General features: G+C 66.7%; 16 protein-coding genes. 6 read left to right on the top strand and 10 right to left on the bottom strand.

Annotation, left to right across the window (positions count from 1 at the left end; genetic code table 11):
• Positions 1-7: 7 nt before the first annotated feature.
• The 4 genes from V9K99_RS07605 (at position 8) to V9K99_RS07590 (ending at position 6,123) form a co-directional block, all read left to right on the top strand.
• Positions 8-2,434: a beta-ketoacyl-[acyl-carrier-protein] synthase family protein gene (locus V9K99_RS07605; RefSeq protein WP_337323106.1), complete on the top strand. Its 2,427-nt coding sequence runs from the start codon at positions 8-10 to the stop codon at positions 2,432-2,434.
• Entirely contained in the window at positions 2,434-2,802 is a 369-nt protein-coding gene (locus tag V9K99_RS07600) for a holo-ACP synthase (protein ID WP_337323107.1), read from the top strand. Before V9K99_RS07605 ends, V9K99_RS07600 begins: the two co-directional genes overlap by 1 nt.
• Positions 2,799-3,581, top strand: a complete 783-nt coding sequence (locus tag V9K99_RS07595; protein WP_337323108.1) for an SDR family NAD(P)-dependent oxidoreductase — start codon at positions 2,799-2,801, stop codon at positions 3,579-3,581. The genes V9K99_RS07600 and V9K99_RS07595 overlap by 4 nt, the downstream gene beginning before the upstream one ends.
• 133 nt (positions 3,582-3,714) lie before the next feature.
• Positions 3,715-6,123 carry a helix-turn-helix transcriptional regulator gene (locus V9K99_RS07590; protein WP_337323109.1) on the top strand — a complete coding sequence of 803 codons (2,409 nt, stop codon included), beginning with the start codon at positions 3,715-3,717 and terminating at the stop codon, positions 6,121-6,123.
• 350 nt (positions 6,124-6,473) lie between these two features.
• On the opposite strand, the gene V9K99_RS07585 is transcribed toward V9K99_RS07590, so the two are convergent.
• The 5 genes from V9K99_RS07585 to V9K99_RS07565 all read right to left on the bottom strand — a co-directional run bounded on the left by V9K99_RS07585 (position 6,474) and on the right by V9K99_RS07565 (position 16,322).
• Positions 6,474-9,992, bottom strand: coding sequence for a PQQ-dependent sugar dehydrogenase (locus V9K99_RS07585; RefSeq protein ID WP_337323110.1), 3,519 nt, complete (start codon positions 9,990-9,992; stop codon positions 6,474-6,476).
• A 388-nt stretch (positions 9,993-10,380) separates the two neighbouring features.
• Positions 10,381-11,709, bottom strand: a complete 1,329-nt coding sequence (locus tag V9K99_RS07580; protein WP_337323111.1) for a UDP-glucose dehydrogenase family protein — start codon at positions 11,707-11,709, stop codon at positions 10,381-10,383.
• Between the two features lie 34 nt (positions 11,710-11,743).
• Positions 11,744-12,925: a hypothetical protein gene (locus tag V9K99_RS07575; RefSeq protein ID WP_337323112.1), complete on the bottom strand. Its 1,182-nt coding sequence runs from the start codon at positions 12,923-12,925 to the stop codon at positions 11,744-11,746.
• Entirely contained in the window at positions 12,922-14,967 is a 2,046-nt protein-coding gene (locus tag V9K99_RS07570) for a right-handed parallel beta-helix repeat-containing protein (protein WP_337323113.1), read from the bottom strand. The genes V9K99_RS07575 and V9K99_RS07570 overlap by 4 nt, the downstream gene beginning before the upstream one ends.
• Positions 14,964-16,322: a glycosyltransferase gene (locus V9K99_RS07565; RefSeq protein ID WP_337323114.1), complete on the bottom strand. Its 1,359-nt coding sequence runs from the start codon at positions 16,320-16,322 to the stop codon at positions 14,964-14,966. The genes V9K99_RS07570 and V9K99_RS07565 overlap by 4 nt, the downstream gene beginning before the upstream one ends.
• Positions 16,323-16,770: 448 nt before the next feature.
• On the opposite strand from V9K99_RS07565, the gene V9K99_RS07560 reads away from it, so the two are divergent.
• A complete protein-coding gene (locus tag V9K99_RS07560; RefSeq protein ID WP_337323115.1) occupies positions 16,771-17,643 on the top strand; it encodes an OmpA family protein in 873 nt (290 codons plus the stop codon).
• Positions 17,644-17,708: 65 nt separating this feature from the next.
• Positions 17,709-17,855, top strand: a complete 147-nt coding sequence (locus V9K99_RS07555; RefSeq protein WP_337323116.1) for a hypothetical protein — start codon at positions 17,709-17,711, stop codon at positions 17,853-17,855.
• Positions 17,856-17,975: 120 nt separating this feature from the next.
• On the opposite strand, the gene V9K99_RS07550 is transcribed toward V9K99_RS07555, so the two are convergent.
• The 5 genes from V9K99_RS07550 to V9K99_RS07530 all read right to left on the bottom strand — a co-directional run bounded on the left by V9K99_RS07550 (position 17,976) and on the right by V9K99_RS07530 (position 23,960).
• Entirely contained in the window at positions 17,976-19,031 is a 1,056-nt protein-coding gene (locus tag V9K99_RS07550; protein ID WP_337323117.1) for a hypothetical protein, read from the bottom strand.
• 307 nt (positions 19,032-19,338) lie between these two features.
• Complete coding sequence (yjfF, locus tag V9K99_RS07545) at positions 19,339-20,352, bottom strand: galactofuranose ABC transporter, permease protein YjfF (RefSeq protein WP_337323118.1); 1,014 nt, start codon at positions 20,350-20,352, stop codon at positions 19,339-19,341.
• Positions 20,349-21,401, bottom strand: a complete 1,053-nt coding sequence (locus V9K99_RS07540; RefSeq protein WP_337323119.1) for an ABC transporter permease — start codon at positions 21,399-21,401, stop codon at positions 20,349-20,351. The genes yjfF and V9K99_RS07540 overlap by 4 nt, the downstream gene beginning before the upstream one ends.
• Complete coding sequence (locus tag V9K99_RS07535) at positions 21,398-22,909, bottom strand: sugar ABC transporter ATP-binding protein (protein ID WP_337323120.1); 1,512 nt, start codon at positions 22,907-22,909, stop codon at positions 21,398-21,400. The genes V9K99_RS07540 and V9K99_RS07535 overlap by 4 nt, the downstream gene beginning before the upstream one ends.
• Positions 22,910-22,973: 64 nt before the next feature.
• Positions 22,974-23,960 (bottom strand): ABC transporter substrate-binding protein, encoded by a 987-nt coding sequence (locus tag V9K99_RS07530; protein ID WP_337323121.1) that lies wholly within the window; start codon positions 23,958-23,960, stop codon positions 22,974-22,976.
• Positions 23,961-24,261: the final 301 nt, after the last annotated feature.

Genomic DNA, 24,261 nt, shown 5'->3' with positions numbered 1-24,261 from the left:
AGAGCACATGAACGCCACAGGTGTAGCCATCACCGGGATCGGGGTGACCTGCGCCCTGGGCACCGGCGCCGAGGCTGTCTGGGCCGGGGTCCGCGACGCTGGGAGCGGAATCGACCGGACCCGGCGCCTCGACACGTCCACGCTGAGCTGCCAGTACTCGGGCGAGGTCGGCGAGATCCCGGACCCGCCCCGAAAGGGCCGGGGCCGGATCGATCGTGCGATCGCCTTGGCGCTGGGTGCCGCGGCCGAGGCCGTAGAGGATGCCAAGGTGGACCTCGGTACGTTCGATCCGTACCGGGTCGGCATCGCGATGGGTACGTCGGTCGGCGGACTCGACGCCGGGGAGCAGTACCACTGGCAACTGCTCCGTAGCGGGGTCGCCGGTGCTTCGAAGCACCATCTGCTGGTGTATCCGCTGTACACGTCGACCGATGCGGTCAGCGCGGCCTTCGGACTGAAGGGGCCGAAGGTCGTGATCTCCAACGCCTGTGCGGCCGGAGCCAACTCGATCGGCTGGGCGCTGGACGCGATCCGGGAAGGCCGAGCCGATGTGATGCTGGCCGGTGGCGTGGACGTCCTCGACATGCTCTCGCTGGCCGGATTCGACAGTCTCAAGGCGCTCGACGATCAGCCGTGCGCGCCGTACTCACGCAGCAGTGGCCTCAACATCGGCGAGGGCGCGGCTTTCCTGGTCCTCGAGTCCGAGCGAGTGGCTCGGTCTCGCGGCGCCCAGGTCCTGGGCTACGTGCTGGGTTACGCGCTGACCAGTGACGCGCACCATGCGACTGCTCCGGATCCCGTGGGCGGCGGTGCGTTGAGAGCGATGCGGCGCGCACTGGAGCAGGCTGGGTGCAGCTCCGAGGACGTCGATTACGTAAACGGACACGGCACTGGGACGCCGGCCAATGACAGTGCTGAGCGCAAGGCGGTGACGGCGCTGTTCGGCGGCCGGACAGCACCGCCGATGAGCAGCACCAAGTCGCAGGTCGGCCACATGCTCGGCGCCGCGGGTGCGCTGGAGGCCGCGGTCTGTGCGCTGGCGTTGCGCGAACAGACGCTGCCGCCCACGGTGAATGTCGACGCTGCGGACGACTGCCCGGCGTACGACGTCGTACCGAACGCATCGCGGCAGGCCGAGCTCGAGCTGGTGGTGTCGAACTCGTTCGCGTTCGGCGGCAACAACTGCTCGCTGGTGCTCGGCCGTACGCTCAGGCCGGCGCCACGGCGGCCGGACCGCCGGGTGGTGATCACCGGTGCCGGCGTGGTGTCGCCGGTCGGCCTGGGACATGACGGTCTGATCACGGCCCTGCGCACAGGCACGGTCGGCATCGCTCGGGCGACCCGGATCGACACGAGCCAAGCGACGACTCGGCTCGCAGCGGAGATCACCGACCAGAACTACCAGCGCTGGATCAACCCCGCGTACGCCCGGCGGCTGGACCAGCTCGGAACGCTGGTGCTCGCTGCGGCCCGGGACGCCTTCTCCGACGCCGAATACCAGATCACCCGGCAGAACGCGACCGACGTCGGAATGGTCTTCGGTACCTGTACCGGTCCACTGGACACAGTGGCGCGATTGACCGAGACGATCGGTACCGAGGGCCCACACCGAGTCAACCCCCGGCTGTTCCCGAACTCGGTCATGAACGCGGCTCCCGGGCACGCCTGCCTGTCGCTGCAGATCAAGGGTCCGTTGTCCACGCTGGCCGTCGGCTGCGCCTCCGGCGTCGCCGGGCTCGGGTACGCGTCGGACCTCATCCGGCGTGGTGAGGCTGAGGTCATGGCTGCGGTGAGCGCGGACGAACTGACCGGCCTACTGCACCTCGGCTACGACCACCTGGGGATACTGGCCCCGGAGGTCGTCCGTCCCTACGACCGCGAGCCCAGCGGCTGCGTCCTCGGTGCAGGCTCGGTGGCCCTCGTCCTGGAGTCACTGGAACACGCGCGACGGCGCGGGGCGACAATCCTTGCCGAGGTCCGCGGGCACGCCAGCACCGGGGACGCCTACCGGGTGGCGGCCAACGACCCGTCGGGAGAGGCCTGGGCACAGTGCCACCGCAACGCGCTGGACGCGGCAGGTCTGACGCCGGCTGACGTCGGAGTCGTGTACGGCGACGCCCGGGGAACCGCCGCACTCGACCTGGCCGAGGCCAGGGCCGTTGCTGCCGTGTTTCCGACGGGTTCGACCAGGCTGGCCAACCTCTCCGGCCAAGTTGGCCACATCCACGCCACCACCGCGCTGATGTCCGTGCTGGCCGCGGCCGAGAGCGTCAGGACCAGTTGGGTTCCACCGATCGCGGGCCTGCGCGACCCGCTGCCTGGACTGGAGCCGTACGTCGCTTCGGACCACGATCCGGCCGGGCGTGCCGCACTGGTCACGGCGGCCAACTGGGGCGGTACCTACGCGTCCGTGGTGCTGACAGCGTGCCCATGATGTCGGCGCCCATCTGCGTCTGTGTCCTCGAGGTATCCACCGATGCTTGTGCGTGGCATGAACTGCTGAGCCCTGCCGAGTTGGCGTACTGCGCGGGGCTCGCCCGCGTCGGCGAGCACCTGGCTGCACGGGTGGCGGCAAAGCACGCGATCGTCGAGGCGCTGCGATGGCCCGGGCCCGTGCCGTGGCGCGAGATCGAGATCCTCCGTACGCCGTCACGGGCGCCCGAGGTCCTGCTGACCGGATCCATCGAACGGTGGTGCCGGCAGTCGAATCTCCTGGTGCCGCGGGTGTCTCTGACCCATGCCGCCGGGTACGCAGCAGCGTTGGCCTGGCTGCCTGGGCCGCGCGACGAGGCCGCAGCGTGATCGCGGGCACGACGCCACTGCGGTCGGGTGCTGGCCTGGCCGGTCGGAGCGCCCTGGTCACCGGCGCGGCCAGCGGTATCGGCCGTGCAGTCGCGGCCGGCTTGGTTGCGGCCGGCGCCGGCGTCGTCCTCGCTGATGTCGATGGTGGACGGTGCGAGGCGGCTGTCGCGGAGATCGAGTCGGCGGGTCTCACCGGGCGGGTCGTGGCGGTCCAGGCCGACGTCACCGACCCCGACGCATGGTCGAGGCTCACCCGGACCGCGCGCAGGTCTTTCGGCTATCCGACCCTGCTCGTGAACAATGCCGGCGTCCTCGGCGGCCATGGCCTCCCCGGTGTCACGGCCGGTGAATGGGATCGTGTTGTCGACGTGAGTCAGCGCGGCACCTGGCTGGGTATGCAGACTGTCCTACCGTGCATGCATCTGGCCGGTGGCGGAGCGATCGTGAACGTGTCGTCGGTTTTCGGGCTGGTCGGCTCCGGCGCCGCATTTGCCTACCACGCGGCCAAGGGTGCTGTCGCCGCAATGACCCGCGCCGCTGCCGTCGAGCTCGCGGCCGCAGGCATCCGGGTGAACGCCGTCTCTCCCGGCATGGTCGAGACACCGATGACCGCGGCGTTGCCGGCACAGTTCGTGGCCGACTTCGTGAGCGCAACGCCGCTGCGCCGGATGGCAGTACCGGGTGAGATCGCCGCCGCAGTCCTGTTTCTGTTGTCCGACGACGCCTCGTTCGTCACCGGGACAGATCTGCTGGTCGACGGTGGCTACGCTGCGCGATGAGGCAGAAATGCCTGCGGGAGTGGGGGTTGTCCACTAGGGCAACGCGACCGGACCGCAGCTACTCTCACCGAGTGTGATGAAACGATCGTTGGAGGCGATGCCCAGAATTTCCAGACACGACCTAGGAGGACTGGTGGCCAGGGGACGCGAGACGGCAGGTCCGGGCCTACCCGGCGGCCCGCAGTTGGGCGGCCATGGTTCCTCGGAACGGATCGGCCCGGCGCCCTGCGGCTGGGCGGCCGACGCGCACCCGCCCCACGAGATGATCGGACGCAACACCGAACGCCTGGCGCTGCGGCAGATCATTCAGGGCGCCGCACGTCTCGTCACCCTGACCGGCCCGGCAGGTACCGGCAAGACCCGGCTGGCGCAGGCGGTGGCCGGCGATCTGCGAGCCGGCTTCCGCGACGGCGTCCGGCTGGTCGACCTCGCTGCGTTGTCCGAGCCCAGCCAGGTCACCGGCGCGGTCACAGCCGCTTGCCGGCAAGTTTTCGGCGGTGCCTCTCCGGAAAACATCCGCGACGGGTTGCGAGATCGCGAACTGCTGCTGGTGCTCGACAACTGCGAGCATGTTGCGGACGGCGTCGCCGACCTGCTGGCAGGCCTGCTGTCGCACTGCCCCGGCCTGAGGGTCCTGACCACGAGTCGTCAGCCGCTGCGGATCTACGGTGAGAGGCTGTACCCGGTCAGGCCACTGCCACTCGTGCACTCGTTGCGCATGCCGTTGGCCGAGATCGCGGTGATCCCGTCGATCGCGCTCTTCGTCCAGCGCGCCCGGGCCGTGGCGCCGGATTTCCTGCTGACCGATGACAACGTGGGCGACGTCGCCGAGATCTGCCGCTTGGCCGACGGGCTGCCGCTGGCCATCGAACTCGCCGCGACGAGGCTCCGGGTGTTCGGTCCAGCAGCGCTGCTGGCCAGGCTGCGTGACGGCATCGACATCCTGCGCCTGGAACTGACCGACGTGCCAAGGCGCCAGCAGACCATGCGGGCAGCAATCCTGTGGAGCTACCAGTTGCTGAGCAAGGATGAGCGCGACTTACTCATCAGGCTCGGCGTTTTCGCGGACGGCTTCACCGTGGCGGCCGCGGTCGATGTCGCCCAGTTGGCTCGGCCTCGCGGTGAGGCACTGCTGGAATCGCTGCTCGACAAGGGGATGTTGACGGCATCCGTCGGTGCTGACGGCGAGCCGAGGTTCTATCAGCTGCACACGATCAGGGCGTTCTGCGTCGAACAACTGCGCAGTACCGAAGACGAGCAGGAGGTGCGCGACCGGCACACCGAGTACGTGCTGCGCCTGGTCGCCGATGCCGAACAGGATCTCCGCGGTGGACAGCAGGCCGCATACATCCGCCGGTTGACGGCGGACCAGGCCAACGCTCGAGCGGCTTATCAGCATCTGCGCGCCCGCGGTGACGCAGGCGCGGCGCTTGCGCTGGCAACGGGGATGTGGCGGTTCATGTTCAGCCGGGGCCGTCTGAGCGAGGGTCTGCAGATGTTGGAGGAGACGCTGGCAGACGGCCTCGTCCTCGCGGGTGACAAGCGCATCGCTGAGGCACTGCATGCGGCCGGCGTGCTGGCGATGGCGCTCGGGGAGTACACCCGCGCGGAGCACTACCAGCGCCGTGCGATTGCGGCGTTCCATGAGTTCGGCGACGCCGCGGGCGAGGCAGCGGCCTTGAACTGCCAGGGGAATCTTGCCCGAGTTCGCGGAGACCTGGATCTGGCCCGGCGGCTGTGCGAGCAGAGCTTGTCGTTGTGGCGGGCAGTCGAGGCGCCGAGGGCGGCGGCGCTGGTGCTCATCGACCTGGCAATGATCTCGATGAGCCATGGCGATGTGTCGATGGTCGACGAGGCGATCGACTTCGCGTTGCCGCTGTTGGAGGAGGATGGTGCCGACTGCAACACTCGCAGCGTCCGCGCGCTGGCGGGCCTGGTCGCCTTCCGGCGCGGCGATCAGCAGGAGGCCGAACGGATCTGCCGGACCGTGGCGTTGGAGGCAGCCGAGACGGACACACATCCGAGCACGCCCTTTGCGCTGGAGGCGCTGGCCCTGGTGCTTGCCGGCCGTCGCCGGCCTGCGACGGACCGGGCAGCGGTTCGCCTGATCGCGGCGGCAAGTGCGATCCGGGCCGAGACGCACAACTACGCCTGCGCGGAGATCCTGATGTACGTCGACCGCGCACTGCAGCACCTGCGCGAACGTGTCGGGGCTGTTGCCTTTGACAACGCCTGCATCGCGGGCAAGACGTTGCCCTTGTCAACATTGCTGGACGAAGGTGCCGGACTGATCGAACAGCCGGCCGCACACACCGAAAGGACACACACGCCGACCGACGCCTTCCACGGCACGTCGCTCACCGCCCGCGAACGGGAAGTCGTTGTCCTCGTCGCCGACGGAATGACCAACCGCCAGATCGCGAACCGCCTCAACATCGCCGAGTGGACAGCGACCAACCATGTCCGCCACGCAATGCGCAAACTCGGCATGCCATCACGCGTCCACGTCGCCCAATGGGTAACCCAACGCCACCTGTCCTGACGAGCTGACGCCCTGGCCGGCGTCGAGCAGTCGCCCAAGCCCAGGAACACGGCGTACTGGGGACGACTCACACGCTGGCCTCCCGACATCACCTGGGTCGCACCCGGCGAGTGCTCGAGCCCCAGCGACTATCCGATCCGGAAGGTAGCTGTCGTGGCCGCGGAACCGATGTGAACTGAACAGACTTAGCTTCACGTCCCGAGCTCAGGTAGCTGCGTGGGTCGTCGAACGGCGTGGAGCCGTCGAACGCTTGCCGAAGGTCCCGAGTGGGGAGTTGCTGCACCGCGCGGGGCACACGGCCAGGCTCAGCTGTGCCTGGCCGTGTCGCCGACGGCTAGAAGGCGACCTGGCTACGAGGTGATGCCTGTGGCCATGTCGGTTTGGATCTCGGTGGGGGTGAGGGCTCGGTTGTAGATGCGGATGTCGTCGATGAGGCCGCGCCAGCGTTCGCTGCCACAGAAGTCGCAGGCGGACTGACCGAATACCAACGGCTGGGTGTTGGGTACGGGTGTCGTGGTCTCGGTCGCGGTCAGGATCGCCACTCCGTTGAGGTAGAGCGTGTAGGTGTTGGCGGCATTGTCGAAGACGGCGGCGAGGTGCGACCACTGATTGAGCGGGATGGTCGGAGCGCTGCCGACGTACTCGCGACAACCGCCGTTGTTGAACCCACTGGCGAGCTTGTTGCCCGTGGTCTGCAACCAGTACCCGCAGCCGCCGAATGACGCCTCCTTGATCAGGACGGTCTGGTAGTCACTCAGTGCCGTCGGGTTGACCCACGCCTCGAGGGTGTAGCTGGAGTTGAGGCCGAGTGAGGTCGAGTGCGGCACGGTGACGGCGCCCGATGAGCCGTTGAACGACAGGGCGGCGCCGTACTTGCCGGCCGCGTTCCAGGTCGCGCCGGCGCCGGCCAGGGTGCCGTTGTTGCTGCTGCCCGACGAGTCACCCACGCTCGTCCCGGCACCTTCGTTGAACCCCCAGGCTCCGACAAGCCCGGTCGGCACCTGCGTCGCAGTGAAGGTGGCGGTGTAACTCTGCGGGGTCGGCGGGGCCGTGATGGTGTGCTGCTGGCCGCCTCCGTCAGACCAGGAGGCGAAGATGTACGACGTGTTGCCGGCAGTCTGGTTGCGTGCCTCGACGGTGTGGCTGAAGCCCACGAGGGTGTCGGCGACGAACGGAGTCGTCTTCGCTATCCCGTCGAAGTACAGGGTGCGGCCTGTGGGCACGGTGTCGAAGCTCAGGTTCACCTTCTGCGGGTAGACCGTGACCGACTTGGTCGAGGTCAGGCCGGTCGAGTCGCGGACCGTCAGGGTGATGCGGTAGCGGGTGTTGCCGCTGTAGTCATGGCCCGATGTCGGAATGGTGAAGCTGCCACTCTTGACCCCGGTGATCGGCGTACCAGGGTGCACATGGCCGTCGTGCAGGAAGTCGATGTTCCAGGTGAACGCGCTGGCGGGTAGCGCTCCGTCGTCGGGGTCGGTGCCGTCACCGCTGTACGTGATGACGTCGCCGGCTTGGAACTGGGCGCCGTCGGTTGGTGTCAGGATCGTCGCCGACGGGACGCTGCCGGCGCTGATGGCGACGGGCGTGGAGATTGAGCTGTTCACTCCGTCGGAGACCGTCAGCCGGACCTGGTAGGCGCCGGCGGTGGTGTAGGTGTGCGTCGGATTCGGCTCAGTGGACGTCGTACCGTCGCCGAAGGCCCAGGAGTAGGTGAGCGGCTGGCCTTCGGGATCGGACGAGCCGGCGCTGGAGAACGACACGTCCAGGGGTGTCGGGCCGGAGGTCGGCGTGGCGGCGGCGTTCACGACCGGCGCCTGGTTGGACTGGACGTACTTGATGCGGCGGATCTTGCTGACGCCAAAGGTGCCGCTGTCGTCGGAGTAGCCCAGGTCGGCGTAGTAGAGGGCGCCGTCCGGGCCTTCGGCCAGGTAGACGATGTCGCCGTACGGGCCGTCCACCGATCCGTCCGCGGGTTCGAAGTTGAAGCTGCCGGTGACGGCGCCGTTGTCGTCGAGCGTGACGCCGCGGATCCAGTTCTGCGCGTAGTCGGCGTAGAAGTAGGCGCCTCGGTAGGCGGCCGGGAAGGCGGTGCCATGGTAGACGAAGCCGCCTGTGACGGCGGCGTCGCGGAAGGCGTGGGGGTAGGAGATCAGTGGGCTGGTGCAGGGTGCCGAGCACGGTCCCTCGCTGTCCGGCCAGCCGAAGTTGGCGCCCGGTGTCCCGAGGTTGACCTCCTCGATGGACGTGGAGGGATCGTTGCCGCCGACATCGCCGACGAAGTACCGGCCTGTTGGGGCGTCGTAGTAGGCCCGGAACGGGTTGCGCAGGCCGCGGGCCCAGATCGTGTCGATGTTCGGCCCGGCCCCGTCGTAGAAGGGGTTGTCGGTCGGCGCGGTGCCGTCGGTGTTGATGCGGTGCACCTTGCCGCGCGGGTTGTTGAGCAGCTGTGAGAGCGGGGGATCGAAGTGCTCGCCGGTGGTGAAGAGCAGTTTCCCGCTGTTGTCGAAGTTCAGTGCGCCGCCGTGGTGCTCGGCGTCCGCGTCCTGCGGGTCCTCGTAGAGCACGAACTCGCTGCCGGCGACCGTGCCGGTCAGAGTTGCGTTGGCGGTGAAGCGGGAGACGCGGTCGTGGTTGGGTGATCCCAGTGTGTAGAAGACGTAGTAATAGCGGTTCGTGGCGAAGTCCGGATCGAGCGCGAGGTCGTAGATGCCCTGCTGGACGCCAGCGGATCCGATGTTGCTGATCTGCAGGAACAGAGTCTGACTCGGTGTGGTGTACGGCGGCGGCAGTACCTTGATCTTGCCCTGCAGTTCACCGACGAGCATGCGTCCGTCGGGCAGGAACTCGAACGTGGTCGGCAGGTCGAGGCCGGTCGCGAGGATCTCGTTCTGGAAGTAGTTCGTGTTGGCGACGTTGAGGTTGACGAGCGCCGAGGTCCTGGTGTTGCCGGCGGCGTCACGTGCTCGGGCCGACAGGGTGTGGGCGCCGTTGGTCACGGTGCGGCTGTCCCAGCTCAGGGCGTACGGCGCGGTGCGGTCCTCAGCGCCATTTGGTACGCCGTCCACGAGGAACTGCACCCCGACAACGCCCGCGTCATCGGTGGCGTTCGCGGTGACCGCCACGATGTCGTTGACGGTGGCACCGTCTGTTGGTGCGGTGATCGCGACCGACGGCGCGGTGGTGTCGGGCGGTGCCGTGTCGGCCTTGAAGGCCACCATGTGCATCACCCAGTCCGAGCCGTTCTGAGTTGCGGTGGCGTTGTGCGCACCAGCGGTGGTGACGAGCTTGTCCTCGGTGCGGTTGCCGAAGTTGGTACGACGGGTGGTGAAGCCGCTGCCGGCAGCTGTCACGGTGCTGGCTGAAGCACCGGCGCCGAAGATCAGATCGCTGGCATTGGTTGTCGTCGCGGTCCCGCTGTTCATCGCATTTCCCGTGCCCACAGCCGCTGCCGAGACATCGAAGGGTGCAGCCTTGTCGACCCCGGAGTACTCGTGGATGTAGATGTCCGCCCAGGCTGTGATCGCCGAGCCGAACGTTGCCCGCACTGTATTGGTGCCAGCGGCAATGTTCTTGGCGTAGAAGATCTGCGAGCTCCAGGTGTTGTTGTGCCAACGTGTCACTGGCGCCGCGGCGGCGTACACATTGCCGTTGGTGTCGGACAAGGTAACCGTCGAGCTGGTGTTCCAGATCAGGTAGACGACGATCAGGTTCCCGGCCGCGTTGGCGTTCGAGAACGCCAGGCTGTTGACCGTGCCGGTGGTGATCTCCTTGGCGCGGCTCTGCACGTGCGCGGGCGTCGCCGCCTCGGCCGGAATCGGCACCGCCAGCAGCCCCACAACGGCGATCGCGACCGCCAACACTATTCCCACCGGCCTGCTGAATCCCCGGCCGAACGAATTCCGAACACAGCGACGTACCATCCCCGTACCCCCCACGCTTCAACAATTCACGCGCCCCCCGCGTGCCCCCACAGAGTCTGCGGTACATCCGAGACCCGCGACAAGGGGCTCGACGGGATTCACTTCGCCCAAGACGCAAGGCGAATGGCATCTGACCGATAACGGGATGCAGGTGGCGGCACCGAGTGCGGGGATGACACCGTTGACGTCGCAGCCACCAAATGCCAATTCGCGCAATCGTTTACTTGCTTGGATGACCAGTCGCGGGGATGCATCGACCGTTTGCAAGACAGCTTGTTCAGCCACATGGCCGGCGTCCGCCAGCCTCTCAAGCGACTGGTGGACGCCGGCCTCGGAGCTAGGCGGCGCGGCCCAATGCTCGGTAGTCCCAGGCGGCAGCGCGCCAGGTTGTGGGCTCGAGGGCGTGGCGCCCGTCGACTATGGCGCGGACGGCGACGAGCTCACCGAGCCATTCGGGATCGATCTCGCGGAACTGGTCCCATTCGGTCAGCAGGGCAACGACCTGGGCGCCGATGGCGGCGTCGGCGACAGTTGAGGCGTAGTGGAGGTCCGGGTAGACCCGGCGGGCGTTGTCCATTGCTTCGGGGTCGTAGACGCGGACGATCGCACCTTCGGCGACGAGCAGGCGGGCGACATCCAAGGCCGGGGCATCGCGGATGTCGTCGGAGTCGGGTTTGAACGCGGCGCCCAGGGCGCAGACGGTGACGCCGGCCAGGGAGCCGCCGGCCTGGTCGCGGATCAGATCGACGGTTCGTTGCCGGCGGCGCTGATTGATCGCGTCGACCTCCCGGAGGAAGGAGACGGCCTGCCCGACGCCGAGTTCGTCGGCGCGGTGGATGAAGGCGCGAATGTCCTTCGGGAGGCAGCCGCCCCCGAAGCCGAGACCCGGGCGAAGGAAGCGTCCGCCGATGCGGGGGTCGTAGGAGAGAGCTTCGGCGAGCTGCTGGACGTCTGCGCCGGTGTTCTCGCAGACCTCGGCCATCGCGTTGATGAAGGAGATCTTCGTGGCCAGGAAGGAATTCGCGGCCACCTTGACCAGTTCTGCGGTCGGTAGATCCGTGACCACGACGGGGACGGATGCCTCGAGCAGCGGAGCGAAGGTGGTCTTCAGCTGAGCCAGTGCCCACCGCGACGATGTTCCGAAAACCAGGCGATCGGGCCGCATCGTATCCTCGACGGCGAAGCCCTCGCGGAGGAACTCGGGGTTCCACGCCAGCTCGACCTGATCTCCGGCGGGCGCGAGCGATTGCAGCATGGTCGCCAGTCGAGCAGCTGTGCCGACCGGCACGGTGGACTTGCCGACCACGAGACAGCGACGCCTGAGGTGACCGGCGAGAGAGGTGACCACCTGATCGACGTACCGGAGGTCGGCCGCGGGCGAGTCCGGCGCCTGGGGTGTTCCAACGCAGATGAAGTGGACGTCGCCGAACTCGGCGGCAAGCGCGATGTCGGTGCTGAAGCGCAGGCGTCCGGAGTCGAGCGCTTTGCGCAGCATCTCCGGGAGTCCAGGTTCGTAGAAGGGGACGCGCCCCTCGGACAGCGCGGCGATCTTCGCCGCGTCGGTGTCGATCCCGAGTACTTCGTAGCCGAGCACCGCCATGCAGATGGCGTGCGTGGCCCCGAGGTAGCCGGTGCCAAGGACTGTGAGACGTGGCCTTGCAGACATGGATATCCCCCCACATCGATGAAACGGTGAGAAATCAGCGGCAGGAAATGTTGCTCAGGCCGCCGCCCGCGCCGGTGACCTTGTTGTCACAAGCAACGACGTTGGCCTCGGGCGGGCGCAGCGCGAAGCCTAGCCCGGGTCCGTCCACGGCAGCGGTGTTGCCGGTGAACAGGTTGTGGTCGCCCCAGCCCTTCAGGATCTGATGGGTCTGGAAGCCGTCCATGGTCGATTTCGTGCCGGTGTTGCCCTTGATCAACCAGTTGTTGCCTTTGACATCCACCCAGGAGTCGGCGCCGCTGAGTGCCGCTCCGTCGAAGGTGTTCCCCTCCAGTAGCCCTCCGGTGGTACCTTCCTTGATGTCGACCGCTTCGGACGTCGTCTCTGAGATCTTGTTGTCCTTGACCACGTTGCGGTCGCTGCGGTCCGGCTTGCAGTCGTTCACGGTGCACCAGTTGCTGACCGCGGAGCCGACGTACACGCCCTCGCCGAACTTCTCCCGGCGCAGGCCTGTCTTTCTGATCGTGTTGCTCAGGACGACGTTGTCCGTGCTGTTGGCGCGCAGGTGGATCGCCTCGTCGCCGATGTCGTGCACGGTCAGTCCCTGGATGACCGAACCGACGGTGGTGTCGGCCATCACGCCCTTCTGGCCATTGGTCACTGTGAAGCCGACAAGCCGCCAAAACTTCGCCCTGTTCAGGTGGAATGCATAGCCGCCTCGGACGTTTTCTCCATCCAGTACGGCGCCCGCACCGCCGCACAACCAGATCGGTTGTGCCGCAGTACCAGATGCTTCGGCGACGAACTTCCCGGCGTACCGGCCATCTGCCAGCGCGATGCTGGCGCCCGGCGCAGCGTTCTTCAGCGCCTCTTTCAGGCCGTTGGCGTCGGAGACCGAGACAGTCGCAGTGGGACAGGTCACCGGTGCGGACGACGGCAACGGGCCTTCACCGGCAGGCGGTGCATCGGCAAGCACTGGCGCGTCCTCGGGCTTGCGCTTGCCGTTCCCCTCCTCTTCCTCCTCGGAGGCAGGCGAGGATGGAGAGTCAGTAGGTTCCAGCGACGTGATGGTCGGTGCCGGCGCCACGGTAGGTATCGACCGGCCCGCACTGGGCGTCTTTGGATCGGAGGTAGGCCACACGGCCGCGACCACTCCGCCGCCGATCAGCAGTGCTGCGGCAGCGGAGGCACCGGCGATGATCATTTCACGTCTCGTCATGGTGCTGTCTGGTTGTCGATCGGTACTTCGGTCGCGGACACCGGTAGTCCGTCACTGACGGACGCTTTGTCAGCGTACGGGTGGACGATACGCCGGATCCGCCGAGTTCCGCGCGCTGCCGTGAAGATCAGCAAGGCGGCCAATGCCAACCACATCGCGGTCAAGGGCTGCAGGAACCGCTTCAGCGTGACCAGGAACGGCGTGGTGTCGTGCCAGTGGTCGTCGTCGTTCTTCCAGCGCCGCATGTTCACGTCGGCGGCCCGCTTGGTGTCGATCGCGCTGGGACCACGCCCGCTGATGGTGTTCTCTGTGACCTTCGTGGCGCTCACTACGCCGACCAGCGAGACCGCGTGCGAGTCTGCGTCGGACAAGGTGTTGCGCTGTACCGAGGCGGCCGAGTCGCGGATGTAGACGCTGGTGCCGCCCCCGCTGACGATGTTGCCGGAGACGACCGACGCCGTCACGCCGTCGCGGACTGCGATGCCTTGCCGGGCGGGTTCGGCGACGCGGTTGCCGACGACCGAGACCTCGCGTGCGCCCCCACGGACCACAATGCCCATGTCGTTACCGTGGAGGTCGTTCGCATTGACGCCGATGTTGGTGCCGCCGACCACCTCCACGCCGTACCGGCCGTTGTCGCTGAGTTTGCTGTTCGACACGGTGTTGTTGCCGTAGCTGCCGACACTCGAACCGGTCGCGCTGGGTCCGTCCGCGAGGGGCAGGCCGGACATGGTCAGCCCGTTGCGATGGTTCCCGGTCGCCTCGACCTCGGACAGGACGATGCCGGTCGTCGCTCGGGAGAGAACGATGCCGTCTCCGGCGTTGCGGTTCGCGGTACTCGAGGCGACGACGGCGTTGGTGACGTAGCGATGCATGACCAGGCCGTCGACGAGGTTCTCATCGAAGCGGCTGTCGCGGATGTCCAGGCCGTTCGCGCTGGCAGTGAACAGGCCGAACGCGTTCCGTTGAATGCTCGTGTTCTGGATCAAGGCGGAGACGTAGCTGTACTCCGGGTCGGCGATGTCCACTTCCGGCAGCGGCAACGCGCCGGCCGGCAGGACCTGGCTGAGTGTGGACTTGCCGGCCCCGTCCAGAGTCGTGGTCTTCTCCTGGTTCTTCTGGGCGGCCTGTGCGGCCGCGCGTTCCCTGGCTGCCTGCTTGCCGACTTGCATGGTCTTGCCGAGTTTGTCGAGGGAGCCACTGTTCGGGCGATCCGTGCCGGTGAGCGACAATCCGCCGGTCCGGCCGCTCCAGAACCCGAGGTCCGAGAGCTCGGCGTACCGGAACCTCACCTGCCCCCCGATCGAGCGGAGGTAGGCGCGGCCGTCGGTGGTCAGCGTGTCCTGGTTCGAGGAGTCGCGGTTCCAGCTGGTGATGATGACCGGTTTGCCCTGTGCTCCTTGGACGTTCAGTACACCGCCGTAGTTGACTATCGATACGAATCCGTCGGGGTCGCTGGCGAGCCGCAGCCTCAGGCCGCCTGCCGATGCGAGGTTCAGCGTGGCGCCTGACTGAATCACGATGTGCTCGGACAGCAGGTACCCGCCGTCCGGCTGACGGATGAACGTCTGCGGGGCGAGCCCGAGCAGGTCCTTGATCGTGTAGACCTCCCGCCGCGGCGTCAGCACCAGCGTGTACGCCGAACCGGTGGCGATCCGGTACGGCGTTTTCAGGGACGTCTTGCTCCATCGCGTCAGCGAGTCGATTGTGCGAACCTCGACAAGCCGCCGGTCCTCGTCGGCGACGTAAGCGGTCTCCGCCTCCGGATCGCCCGGGTAGGGAAGCCGGCCGATCGCTTCGTCATCGTGCGCCGGCGTCTTACCCGGTACCGACGGCTGAGTCGCGTCAGGCGGCGTCGTCGATCGGGCGGACGGCTGAGCGGGAGGCTGAGTGCCGGCCTTTTGCTTGGGACTGGGAGTCGTCGTGGCGGCCTTTGGCTTGGGAGAAGGAGTCGGCGTGGCAGCGAGCGCACCAGGCTGAGCGAGCCCGAGAACCGAGAGCGTCAGCACTCCAGCGACGAGCAACTTTCGACGCTTCTTCATGCGACCTGCTCCGTCTGCAGCGCCGCTGCCGAGCCACTACCGCGCAGCGAGGCCGCGTCCTGCCCCTCGCCTCCGATCATGCTGTCGGACCTGGTCAGCCAACCCTGCTTGTTCATCGTGACGAACGCGTACAACTTGATCGGCAGGGCGATCAGGATGACCGTCAGCGTCACCAGTGGCAGCAACAAGACCTCGAAAGGGTGTCTGCGCAGATGCGAGATTCCGCGGATGCCGCGTGCGATCATCATCCAGGCGGCTGCCAGGGCGGCGCTCTGCCAGGTCGGTTCGAGCCTGCTGAACACCAGATAGCCGATGGTGATGCCCATCGTTACCGGCGTGAGCAGGATCTGCAGCACTGTCACCTTGGTGACCAGCGGCACCCGCCACAGCCAGCCCTTCCAGACGGCGGTCAGGTAGCAGCGATAGGAATTGCGGCTCCACCGGATCCGCTGCTTGGCGAATGCCCGGAAGGACGCCGGGAACATCGACAGCGCCCGGGCAGACGACTGGTGCACGGTCTTGTAGCCGGACGCCAGGACGAGCCACGTCAGTCGTCCGTCGTCGCCCGAGACACACCGCCGGCCAAGGAAGAACTCGTTCTCCAGGTTGTCCAGGACCGGCAGTACGACACTACGACGGTACGCGCCGGTCCGGCCGGAGACGCAGGCGACCGCACCGGCTCGGCCCATCGCCGGCACGTAGTCGTAATACCGCAAATTGACCAGCCAGTCGGCGATCCGCCGCCAGACACTGGTCCTTCGCTCGTACACGTTCTGCTGGGTGCTCACGGCCCCGACATCTGAGTCGGCGAACGGGCGCTGCACCGCCTTCAGCAGGCCGGGTTGCCAACTGGTGTCGGAGTCGGTGAGCACCAGGATGTCGAACTTCGCGGCGCGGATGCCAACGCCGAGCGCAGACCGCTTACCGGCGTGCTTGAACAGGATCGGCGTGACCCGGGGGTCATCCAGGGCGACCAGCCGCTCGTAGGCGTCGGTGTCGGCGACATCCAGAACGATCAGGATCTCGTCCGGCTTCTGCGCCCGCCAGCTTTCCAGGCAGCGCATCAGGATGTCAGGGTCCTCGTGGTACGACGGGACTACCACGGAGGTCGTGGTGGTGAAGTCGTTGACGATGGGTCGTGCCAGCCGGGACAGAACGAACCGGTACAGCCACAAAGTCCACACAATGAAACCGGCCAGCGCCAGCGGAACCAGGCTTCGCCATTGCGACAGATCGTCCGTCGAAAAGCTGATTCCGGTGATTTTGTCCCAGATTTCACTTAAGCTGAGCCGAACCATGGGAATGCCAACAACAATCATCTGTTTCCCCCCACCGCATGCTGCGATCGAATTCATCTGGACCCACCCCTGGGCCTGATGACGTGCCCGGCCGAGAGCCCCTCCTGTCGACCGGAGAACGCAATGTACACAGCCGCTCCCACCGGTTCGACCAGTGGAGCGATTAGCAGATGCTAGCGGCGGACCGACGTCGGATCCAGGTTCTTAGGCCATCATTCGCGAGAGTTCAATTATTGGTAACGCAGATTGCCGGGGCGTTTCGGGAATCTCTCCGGCATGGGAGGCTTGCACAATGCACTCAATGTCACAATCGGTGAGTCAGTCTTTACTGACTCTCTGTATCGGCCTGCTCCTGGTCTCTTGTTCGGGTGGTGGCGAGGCGGCTCCCGGACCCTCGCCGGCCACCGACGGCACATCGACAACCCGATCAGCGACTCCCACGCCGTCGGCTACTACGCCGACTGTGCCCGCAGAGCGACCCGAGTGCGTTGCAGGGCCTGGCCGCGTGATTCGACAGCTCCCGGACATCACTGTGCCGCCGGTGACTGTCGCGCCGGTGAAGTCCGGCGACCGAACGGTGCTCGACGGGTTCACGATTCCGGCGCAGACAATCGACGCCGGCTGTGTGATTCAGTACGACGCTCCCGGCGGCTGCCTTGGCGCCGTCCGGATCACAGGAGCCTCGATCCCCGCCGCGACGATTCCCGAAAGTCGGGTGCAGGGCTCGGACCGAGTGTTCGCCGCAGTCACCGTGCCCGGCGTCGAGGTAGCTGCGGTCAGCTCTCCACAGGTCTGCCAGGTCGAGACGAGCGGCGTACTCCCAACTGTCACCCGCAAAGGCGTCGTACGGCGTGGCGTGTCACGCCCTGGCGCGGCTCGTCCGGGCGGCAGCGAGGACGGCGTACGGGTGGAGACCGTGAAGCTGGAGCCAGTCAGGTTGCCCGACGTGGACGTGGATCCGGCGCGGCTTGAGTCGCGAAAGCTGCCTGGGCAGGACAAGGTCGACGTGTTCACCGGCGAGGGCAAGGTCTCGTACGTCGCGCCGGGCGACGTGCTGTTCGATACCGACCAGGCGACGATCCGCCCGGACGCGGCTCGGGCACTGCACGCGATCGCGGTCAAGATCAGGGCGACCAGCCCGAACGCGCGCCTGCGGGTGGAAGGCCACACCGACGACCGCGGTGACGCGACGTACGGGCTGCGGCTGTCCGAGCGCCGCGCCCAGGCCGTCGCCAACTGGCTGATCCGCACCGAGAAGTTCAATCCGTCCCTGATCACCACCAAGGGCTTCGGCGAGGCCGCTCCCGCCGTACCCAACACCTCCGCCGCCAACCGCCAAAAGAACCGTCGCGTAGTCATCACCGTCGCCGCCCGCTGAGTCACCGAGTTCGTCTGCCGGTGAAGCCGATCGGGAGGACTCGCGCGAGCGGGCCGGCTACCCGGTTGGCGGAGGTACTGAGCTCTGGAGATTTCCGCACCCACAGGGCTGGCGATCAGACCGCTGCTGAATTTGCCCACGCCATGCTTGAGGTGCTGGCGGCGACCTTTCCGATCGACGACGCAAGTAGCGAAATCATCGATCAGGCCTGACATAGCGATCACTGTCGGCGCGGAAACCACTGAAGTTGCATCTACGTGTCGTTGCTCTGGGCAAGCGACCAGATGGGCGTAGGTTTCCTGCGTTCGATGCAGGTTTCCCCACTCAGTTGATCACGATGTGCAGGACCATGTCACAGGACGGGAACGGCCTTGTGCGTCAGCGCTGCTACCCGCGGCAGTGTTGTTGTCCGTGGCCACCGTGGCAGACGTGGAGAAGGGATCGCCGGCAACGAGCGCGGGGAGCTGTTGCTCGTGGTCACCGACCCAGATCACCGCACCGAGGTCGGGATCGAACCCCACCACCGTTCCGTGGACGTTCACCGCGTACGGCGTGGCTTGAACCCCCGGCAAGGCACGTGGCCCGGTCGGTGCCCACACGACCGGGCCTCCCAGGTCCCCGGATCCGCTGGTCAGTACGGCACTACCGGCGATGTAGGGGCCTGCGGCGGCGCGTGCGATCGAGTTGGTGCCGGGAACAGGGCCGGGCAGCGTCGTCAGCCCTTCGCGCACCGTGCCCGCGATGGCCTGCTGCCTGAACTCCTCACCGACCGTCTCGGTCCACCCCACGACGGCGCCCTGCTCGGAGACGTCGGTGAGGTAGGCCGAGCCTGCCACCACACCGAGATCCTGGATTGACTGTGGGGATTTCGCGGACCAGGCGACGGCGTGGCTGTTGTCCTCGCCTGCCGCATAGCCGACGATCAGGCCGGCGTTGTTGATCGCCGTCGGCACGGCGAAGCCGCCGCCGGGCAGCAACGGGAGGTCGATCATCTGGCCACCGCGCCAGAGGACTCCGCGCGTCGAGGTGTCCTCACCGAAAACGACGCCGACCACGTCGCCCTGGCTGTTCACGTCCTGCGCGGTCGCGCCAACGCCGCCCGGAGTGTCGAGCACCGTCACATCGCCGTCGTGCCACACCAGTGGGCGCGTTCTGCCGTCCATATCGACGCCGGAGCCGGCGAACGAGTCGTGGCGGTCGCTGTTGTACACATTCCCGCCACTCCATCCAGCCGGCAAAGGGAGCTCGTTGATCACCCAGATACAGCCGGTGCCATCCAGGGTGCCCAACTGCTCCGCCGCCATTGCCGACGGCGACATCTGCACGACCGTCACCGCTATACCGGCAATGAGACCGGCGAACTTCGGCAAGCATCGAAAGCGTCGCACTGAACGCACCATTTGTCCCCACCCCTCCACGACGGATGCGCCACTATAGCGGCCGACCAACGAGGGAGATGCGTGACTGCCCTGTTTGATCGCACTGGACGCTTCGGGAGTTGACAAGCCCGACATGTGTGAGCAGCAGCGAGACTCGAACCGAGGTCCATCCAGGTGTGATCACCAGCAGTGGTCCTGCTCTCGCGCTGATTCAGGTGCGTAAAGAGGTGCGCAGGAAGCGCTGTGCAGACCAATTGGTGTCGAGTGCCCTGCCTCTCGGTGCAACCCGGCGTAGTAGCCACGGAGCGTGAGCCCTTCACCCGCGACGACGCGCCCCGGGTGAGCGCGGCCCACGACGGCTTGTCACCCGCTGGAGGAGGATGAACGCGAGCAGCAGTAGACCGATGAAAATCTTGGTCCACCACGAGCTGAGCGTCCCCTGGAAACTGATGATCGTCTGGATGAGCCCGAGCACGAGCACCCCGAGAACGCTACCGACCAGGTACCCGGAACCACCTGTGAGCAGCGTGCCCCCGATGACCACCGCGGCGATCGCGTCCAACTCCATTCCCACGGCGTGCAAGCCGTACCCCGACAGCATGTAGAAGGACAGCAGTACGCCACCCAGCGCCGAGCAGAAGCCACTGATCGTGTAGACCGCGATCTTCGTCCTGGCCGCGGGCAGGCCCATCAGCAGTGCCGACTGTTCACTGCCGCCCACCGCGTAGACGTTCCTGCCCAGGCGGGTGTAGTGCAGAACGTAGGCCGCCACCAGCACTGCCGCGACGGCGATGACCACACTGGGCGAGATCCACAGCTCACCGAAAAGGCCCACCTTCGTCTGCGCGAGAGAGGTGAAGACCGGATCGGTGATGGGGATCGAGTCCGTGCCGATGGTGTAGCACAGGCCCCGCGCAAGGAACATGCCGGCGAGTGTGACGATGAAGGGCTGGATCTCGAAGTAGTGGATGATCGCGCCCATCACCAGCCCCAGCACCGACCCGATGACGAGTACGAGCGCTATCGCCACCAACGGCGGCCAGCCGTGATTGGTGACCAGGCTCGCCGACACCATCGTGGACAGCGCGACGACCGCGCCTACCGAGAGGTCGATGCCACCGGTGAGTATCACGAAGGTCAGTCCGACGGCGACGACGAGCAGGAAGGCGTTGTCGACAAAGATGTTGAGGACGACCTGGCCCGAGGCGAAGCCGTCGTACCGGAGGCCGCCCACGACGAACACGGCGACGAACAGGGCGGCGGTCACGACGGTGGGGAGGTACTTCTGTGGAACCGGCATCCGGCTGGTTGCCGAGGTGGTCATCGTCATGCCGGAACCTTCGCCTTCTCCTCGACCGCCGGACCTGGTGCGCCCGCTTCCTTGCGTTGGCGCCGATGAAAGGCCTTCGTGCGGAAGGCCGGAGACTGCAGGAGGCAGACGATCGTCACCACGAGCGCCTTGAACAGCAAGGTCGTCTCCGGAGGCACACCGATCGAGTAGATCGTGGTGGCCAGCGTCTGGATGATGAGAGCGCCCAGCACGGTGCCGCCGAGGGAGAACCTGCCGCCCACCAGGGACGTGCCGCCGATGACGACCGCCAGGATCGCGTCGAGCTCGATCCACAGTCCGGCGTTGTTGCCGTCGGCGCTGGAGACGTTGGAGCTGATCATCAGCCCCGCGATGCCGGCGCACAGGCCGCAGAACGCGTACGCCAGGATGATCAGGCCACGAGATCGGACACCCGCCAGACGGCTGGCCTCGGCGTTTCCGCCGATCGACTCGATCAGCAGACCGAGCGCCAGCCGGCGAGTGAGGAAAGCGGTCAGCCCGAGTAGTGCGACCACCAGGAAGATGCCGAACGGCAGCGTGAGCCAGTACCCCCCGCCGATCAGCTCGTACGGGCTGCTGTTGACGTTGATGATCTGCCCCCCGGTGATCAACTGCGCGAGGCCGCGGCCGGCGACCATCAGGATCAACGTGGCGATGATCGGCTGGATGCCGATCCCGGCGACGAGCAGACCGTTCCAGGCGCCGAGTGCCAGGGAGAGGAGCAGCGCGACCCCCACAGCCGACAGCACGCCGCCGACGGAGTTGGCGTCCTCCAAGCCGCTGATCTGCAGGCAGGCGAGTGCGCCCGAGATCGCGACCACCGAACCGACCGAGAGGTCGATGCCGCTGGTGGCGATGACCAGGGTCATGCCGAGCGCGACGAGGATCAGCGGCGCGCCGAATCGGACGATGTCGATCAGGCTGCCGTAGAGGTGGCCGCCCTTCATCTCGATGGTGAGGAAACTGTCGGTGAAGAGCAGGTTGAGTAGCAGCAGGGCGACCAGGATGACCGCCGGCCAGAACTGCCGGTGCTTCAGCACTGTGCTCATGATCCGCTCCCGCTGGCGATCGTCTCCATCAGTACGTCGGAGGTGAGGTGCTCGTCGTTGGTCAGCTCGGCGATCAGCCGGCGGTCCCGCAGCACCCCGATCTTGTGGCTCAACCGCAGGACCTCCTCCAGCTCCGCCGAGATGAACAGCACGGACATTCCGTCGTCGGACAGCTCGGTGACCAGGCGCTGGATCTCCGCCTTGGCGCCGACGTCGATACCGCGGGTGGGTTCGTCCAAAATGAGAAGGCGCGGCTCGAGAATCAGCCAGCGAGCCAACAACACCTTCTGTTGGTTGCCGCCGCTGAGGTTCTTGATCAGGTGCTCCGGGTTCGCCGGGCGGATGTTCAACGCGGTGATGTACTTGTCGACGAGCTGATCCTGCGTGCGGCGGGGAATCGGCCGGCGCCAGCCGCGTCGCGCCTGCAGGGCGAGCGTGAGGTTCTCCCGGACGGTGAGGTCGGGGATCAGGCCCTCGGTCCGTCGATTCTCCGAGCAGAAGGCGATTCCGTGGCGCGTGGCGGTGCGCGGCGTGCGGATCCCGACCGGCTCACCACCGATACGTACCGAACCGCTGCTCGCGTGGTCGGCACCGAACAGCAGTCTTGCGATCTCGGTGCGTCCCGAGCCGAGCAGGCCGGCGAGGCCGACGACCTCCCCCTCGCGGATGGTGAGGTCGAACGGTTCGATGGCACCCGGCCGGCCGAGGCCCTCGACCTGGACGAGCGGTTCGGAGACGCGCGCGAGGGGCTTCTCCGAGAGTTGCTCCAGCTCGGCCAGTTCACGCCCGATCATCTTGCCGACCAGGTCGACCTGAGGCAGGTCGCGGGTCAGGTACTCACCGATCAACCGGCCGTTGCGCAGGATCGTCAGCCGATCGGAGATCTCGTACACCTGATCGAGGAAGTGGGTGACGAACAGGATCGCCATACCTGAGTCCTTGAGCTGGCGGATCACCTTGAACAGCAGGGCGACCTCGCCGGCGTCCAGGCTGGAGGTCGGTTCGTCCAGGATCAGGACCTTGGCCTCGACGTCCACCGCACGGGCGATCGCCACCATCTGCTGGATCGCCGGCGAGTACTTCGACAGAGGCGCTGAGACGTCGAGGTCGAGATCGAGCCGGGCCAGCAGCTCGGCGGCTCGAGTTCGCAGCTCGCGCCACAGGATCCGGCCGAGCCGGCGGGGCTCGCGGCCGATGAAGATGTTCTCCGCGACCGAGAGGTTCGTGACCAGGTTGACCTCCTGGTACACGGTGCTGACACCGGCCTGCTGCGCGGCCGACGGACTGCCGAAGGCCACCTTCCGTCCGTCGAGCTCGATGTCGCCGGAATCGATGGTGTAGACGCCGGTCAGCACCTTGATCAGCGTCGACTTGCCCGCTCCGTTCTCACCCATCAGGGCGTGGACCTCACCCGGGAACAGCCGGAAGTCCACCCCGTCCAGCGCCTTGACGCCGGGAAACTCTTTGCCGATCCCCTTCATTCGCAGGACCGGGCCGGGTACCACCATGCGGCGACCTTCCTCTTCTCTCCCCGGTCGGGGCCGGCTCCGACGCGCCGGCCCCGACCGCTAATCAGTACTGGCGGCTGGACAGGACCTTCTTGGCCTGTTCCTGCGTGAAGGTGGTCTCCTCGGTCACCACGCGGGCCGGTACCTCTTCGCCCTTGACGACCTTCTTGGCCAGATCCACCAGTTGGGGGCCGAGCAGCGGGCTGCACTCGACGATGTAGTTGATCTTGCCGTCGGCCAATGCCTGGACGCCGTCCTTGACCGCGTCGACCGTGATGATCTTGATGTCCTTGCCCGGGACCTTGCCGGCTCCCTCGATCGCCTCGATGGCGCCCAATCCCATGTCGTCGTTGTGGGCGTACAGCACGTCGATGTCGGGGTTGGACTTCAGGAACGCTTCCATCACCTCTTTGCCCTTGGCACGAGTGAAGTCACCGGTCTGCGAGGCGATCACCTTGAACTTCGGGTCGGCTTTGATGACCTCGGCAAAGCCCGCCTTGCGATCGTTGGCCGGCGCGGAGCCGGTCGTTCCCTGCAGTTCGACGATGTTGACCTGGTCCTTGGAATCCTTGTACTCCTCGACGAGCCACGTACCGGCCTTCTTGCCCTCCTCGACGAAATCGGAGCCGAGGAACGTCTTATAGAGGCTCGTGTCCTGGGAGTCGACGGCCCGGTCGGTGAGGATCACCGGGATCTTGGCGGCCTGCGCCTCCTTGAGCACGGTGTCCCAGCCCGACTCGACGACCGGGGAGAAAGCGATGACATCCACCTTCTGCTGGATGTAGGAGCGGATCGCCTTGATCTGGTTCTCTTGCTTCTGCTGTGCGTCGGAGAACTTCAGCTCGAAGCCCGCGCTCTTCGCCGAGTCCTGGACGGATTTGGTGTTGGCGGTGCGCCAGGCGCTCTCCGCCCCGACCTGGGAGAACCCCATGGTGATCTTGTCGTCACCGCCGCCACCGCTACCGCTGTCGGCGCCCGCGGAGTTTCCGCAGGCGACCATCACCGACGCGATGGCTCCGGCCAGGAGCAGCGCGGAGATCTTCTTCAGCATCGTTCGTCCCTTCTGATGTTAGCGCTAACAATTTTGCCGAGGAGCACCGCTCCCGGATTACTGCCCGTTTCAGTGGATTGGAGCGGTACGGGCGCGGGTGATGAGCCGGGGCGCGACCACCACTGGTTCCCGCATAGCCGCGCCGATCACCTCGATCGCCGCCAGGGCTCCTCGCCTGTACTCAAAGACCATCCGAACCTTCAGACCGGAGCCCTCCGGGTGTCCAAGGCCGTCGGCCACCGTCCGACGGGAGACGTCCGCCATTGCTGGCGGGTGGCGCTCCTTGCTCGACTCCACTGCA

The sequence above is a fragment of the Kribbella sp. CCNWLW201 genome, assembly GCF_037203805.1.
GTDB lineage: Bacteria > Actinomycetota > Actinomycetes > Propionibacteriales > Kribbellaceae > Kribbella.
Note: the sequence above shows the minus strand (reverse complement) of the source record. Positions and strands in the feature narration are given on the sequence as shown.

Bases quoted from the DNA above. Each gene is read 5' to 3' on its own strand.
- V9K99_RS07605 (WP_337323106.1), top strand. From the start codon at position 8: ATGAACGCCACAGGTGTAGCCATCACCGGGATCGGGGTGACCTGCGCC.
- V9K99_RS07600 (WP_337323107.1), top strand. From the start codon at position 2,434: ATGTCGGCGCCCATCTGCGTCTGTGTCCTCGAGGTATCCACCGATGCT.
- V9K99_RS07580 (WP_337323111.1), bottom strand. From the start codon at position 11,709: ATGTCTGCAAGGCCACGTCTCACAGTCCTTGGCACCGGCTACCTCGGG.
- V9K99_RS07575 (WP_337323112.1), bottom strand. From the start codon at position 12,925: ATGACGAGACGTGAAATGATCATCGCCGGTGCCTCCGCTGCCGCAGCA.
- V9K99_RS07570 (WP_337323113.1), bottom strand. From the start codon at position 14,967: ATGAAGAAGCGTCGAAAGTTGCTCGTCGCTGGAGTGCTGACGCTCTCG.
- V9K99_RS07565 (WP_337323114.1), bottom strand. From the start codon at position 16,322: ATGAATTCGATCGCAGCATGCGGTGGGGGGAAACAGATGATTGTTGTT.
- yjfF (WP_337323118.1), bottom strand. From the start codon at position 20,352: ATGACGATGACCACCTCGGCAACCAGCCGGATGCCGGTTCCACAGAAG.
- V9K99_RS07540 (WP_337323119.1), bottom strand. From the start codon at position 21,401: ATGAGCACAGTGCTGAAGCACCGGCAGTTCTGGCCGGCGGTCATCCTG.
- V9K99_RS07535 (WP_337323120.1), bottom strand. From the start codon at position 22,909: ATGGTGGTACCCGGCCCGGTCCTGCGAATGAAGGGGATCGGCAAAGAG.
- V9K99_RS07530 (WP_337323121.1), bottom strand. From the start codon at position 23,960: ATGCTGAAGAAGATCTCCGCGCTGCTCCTGGCCGGAGCCATCGCGTCG.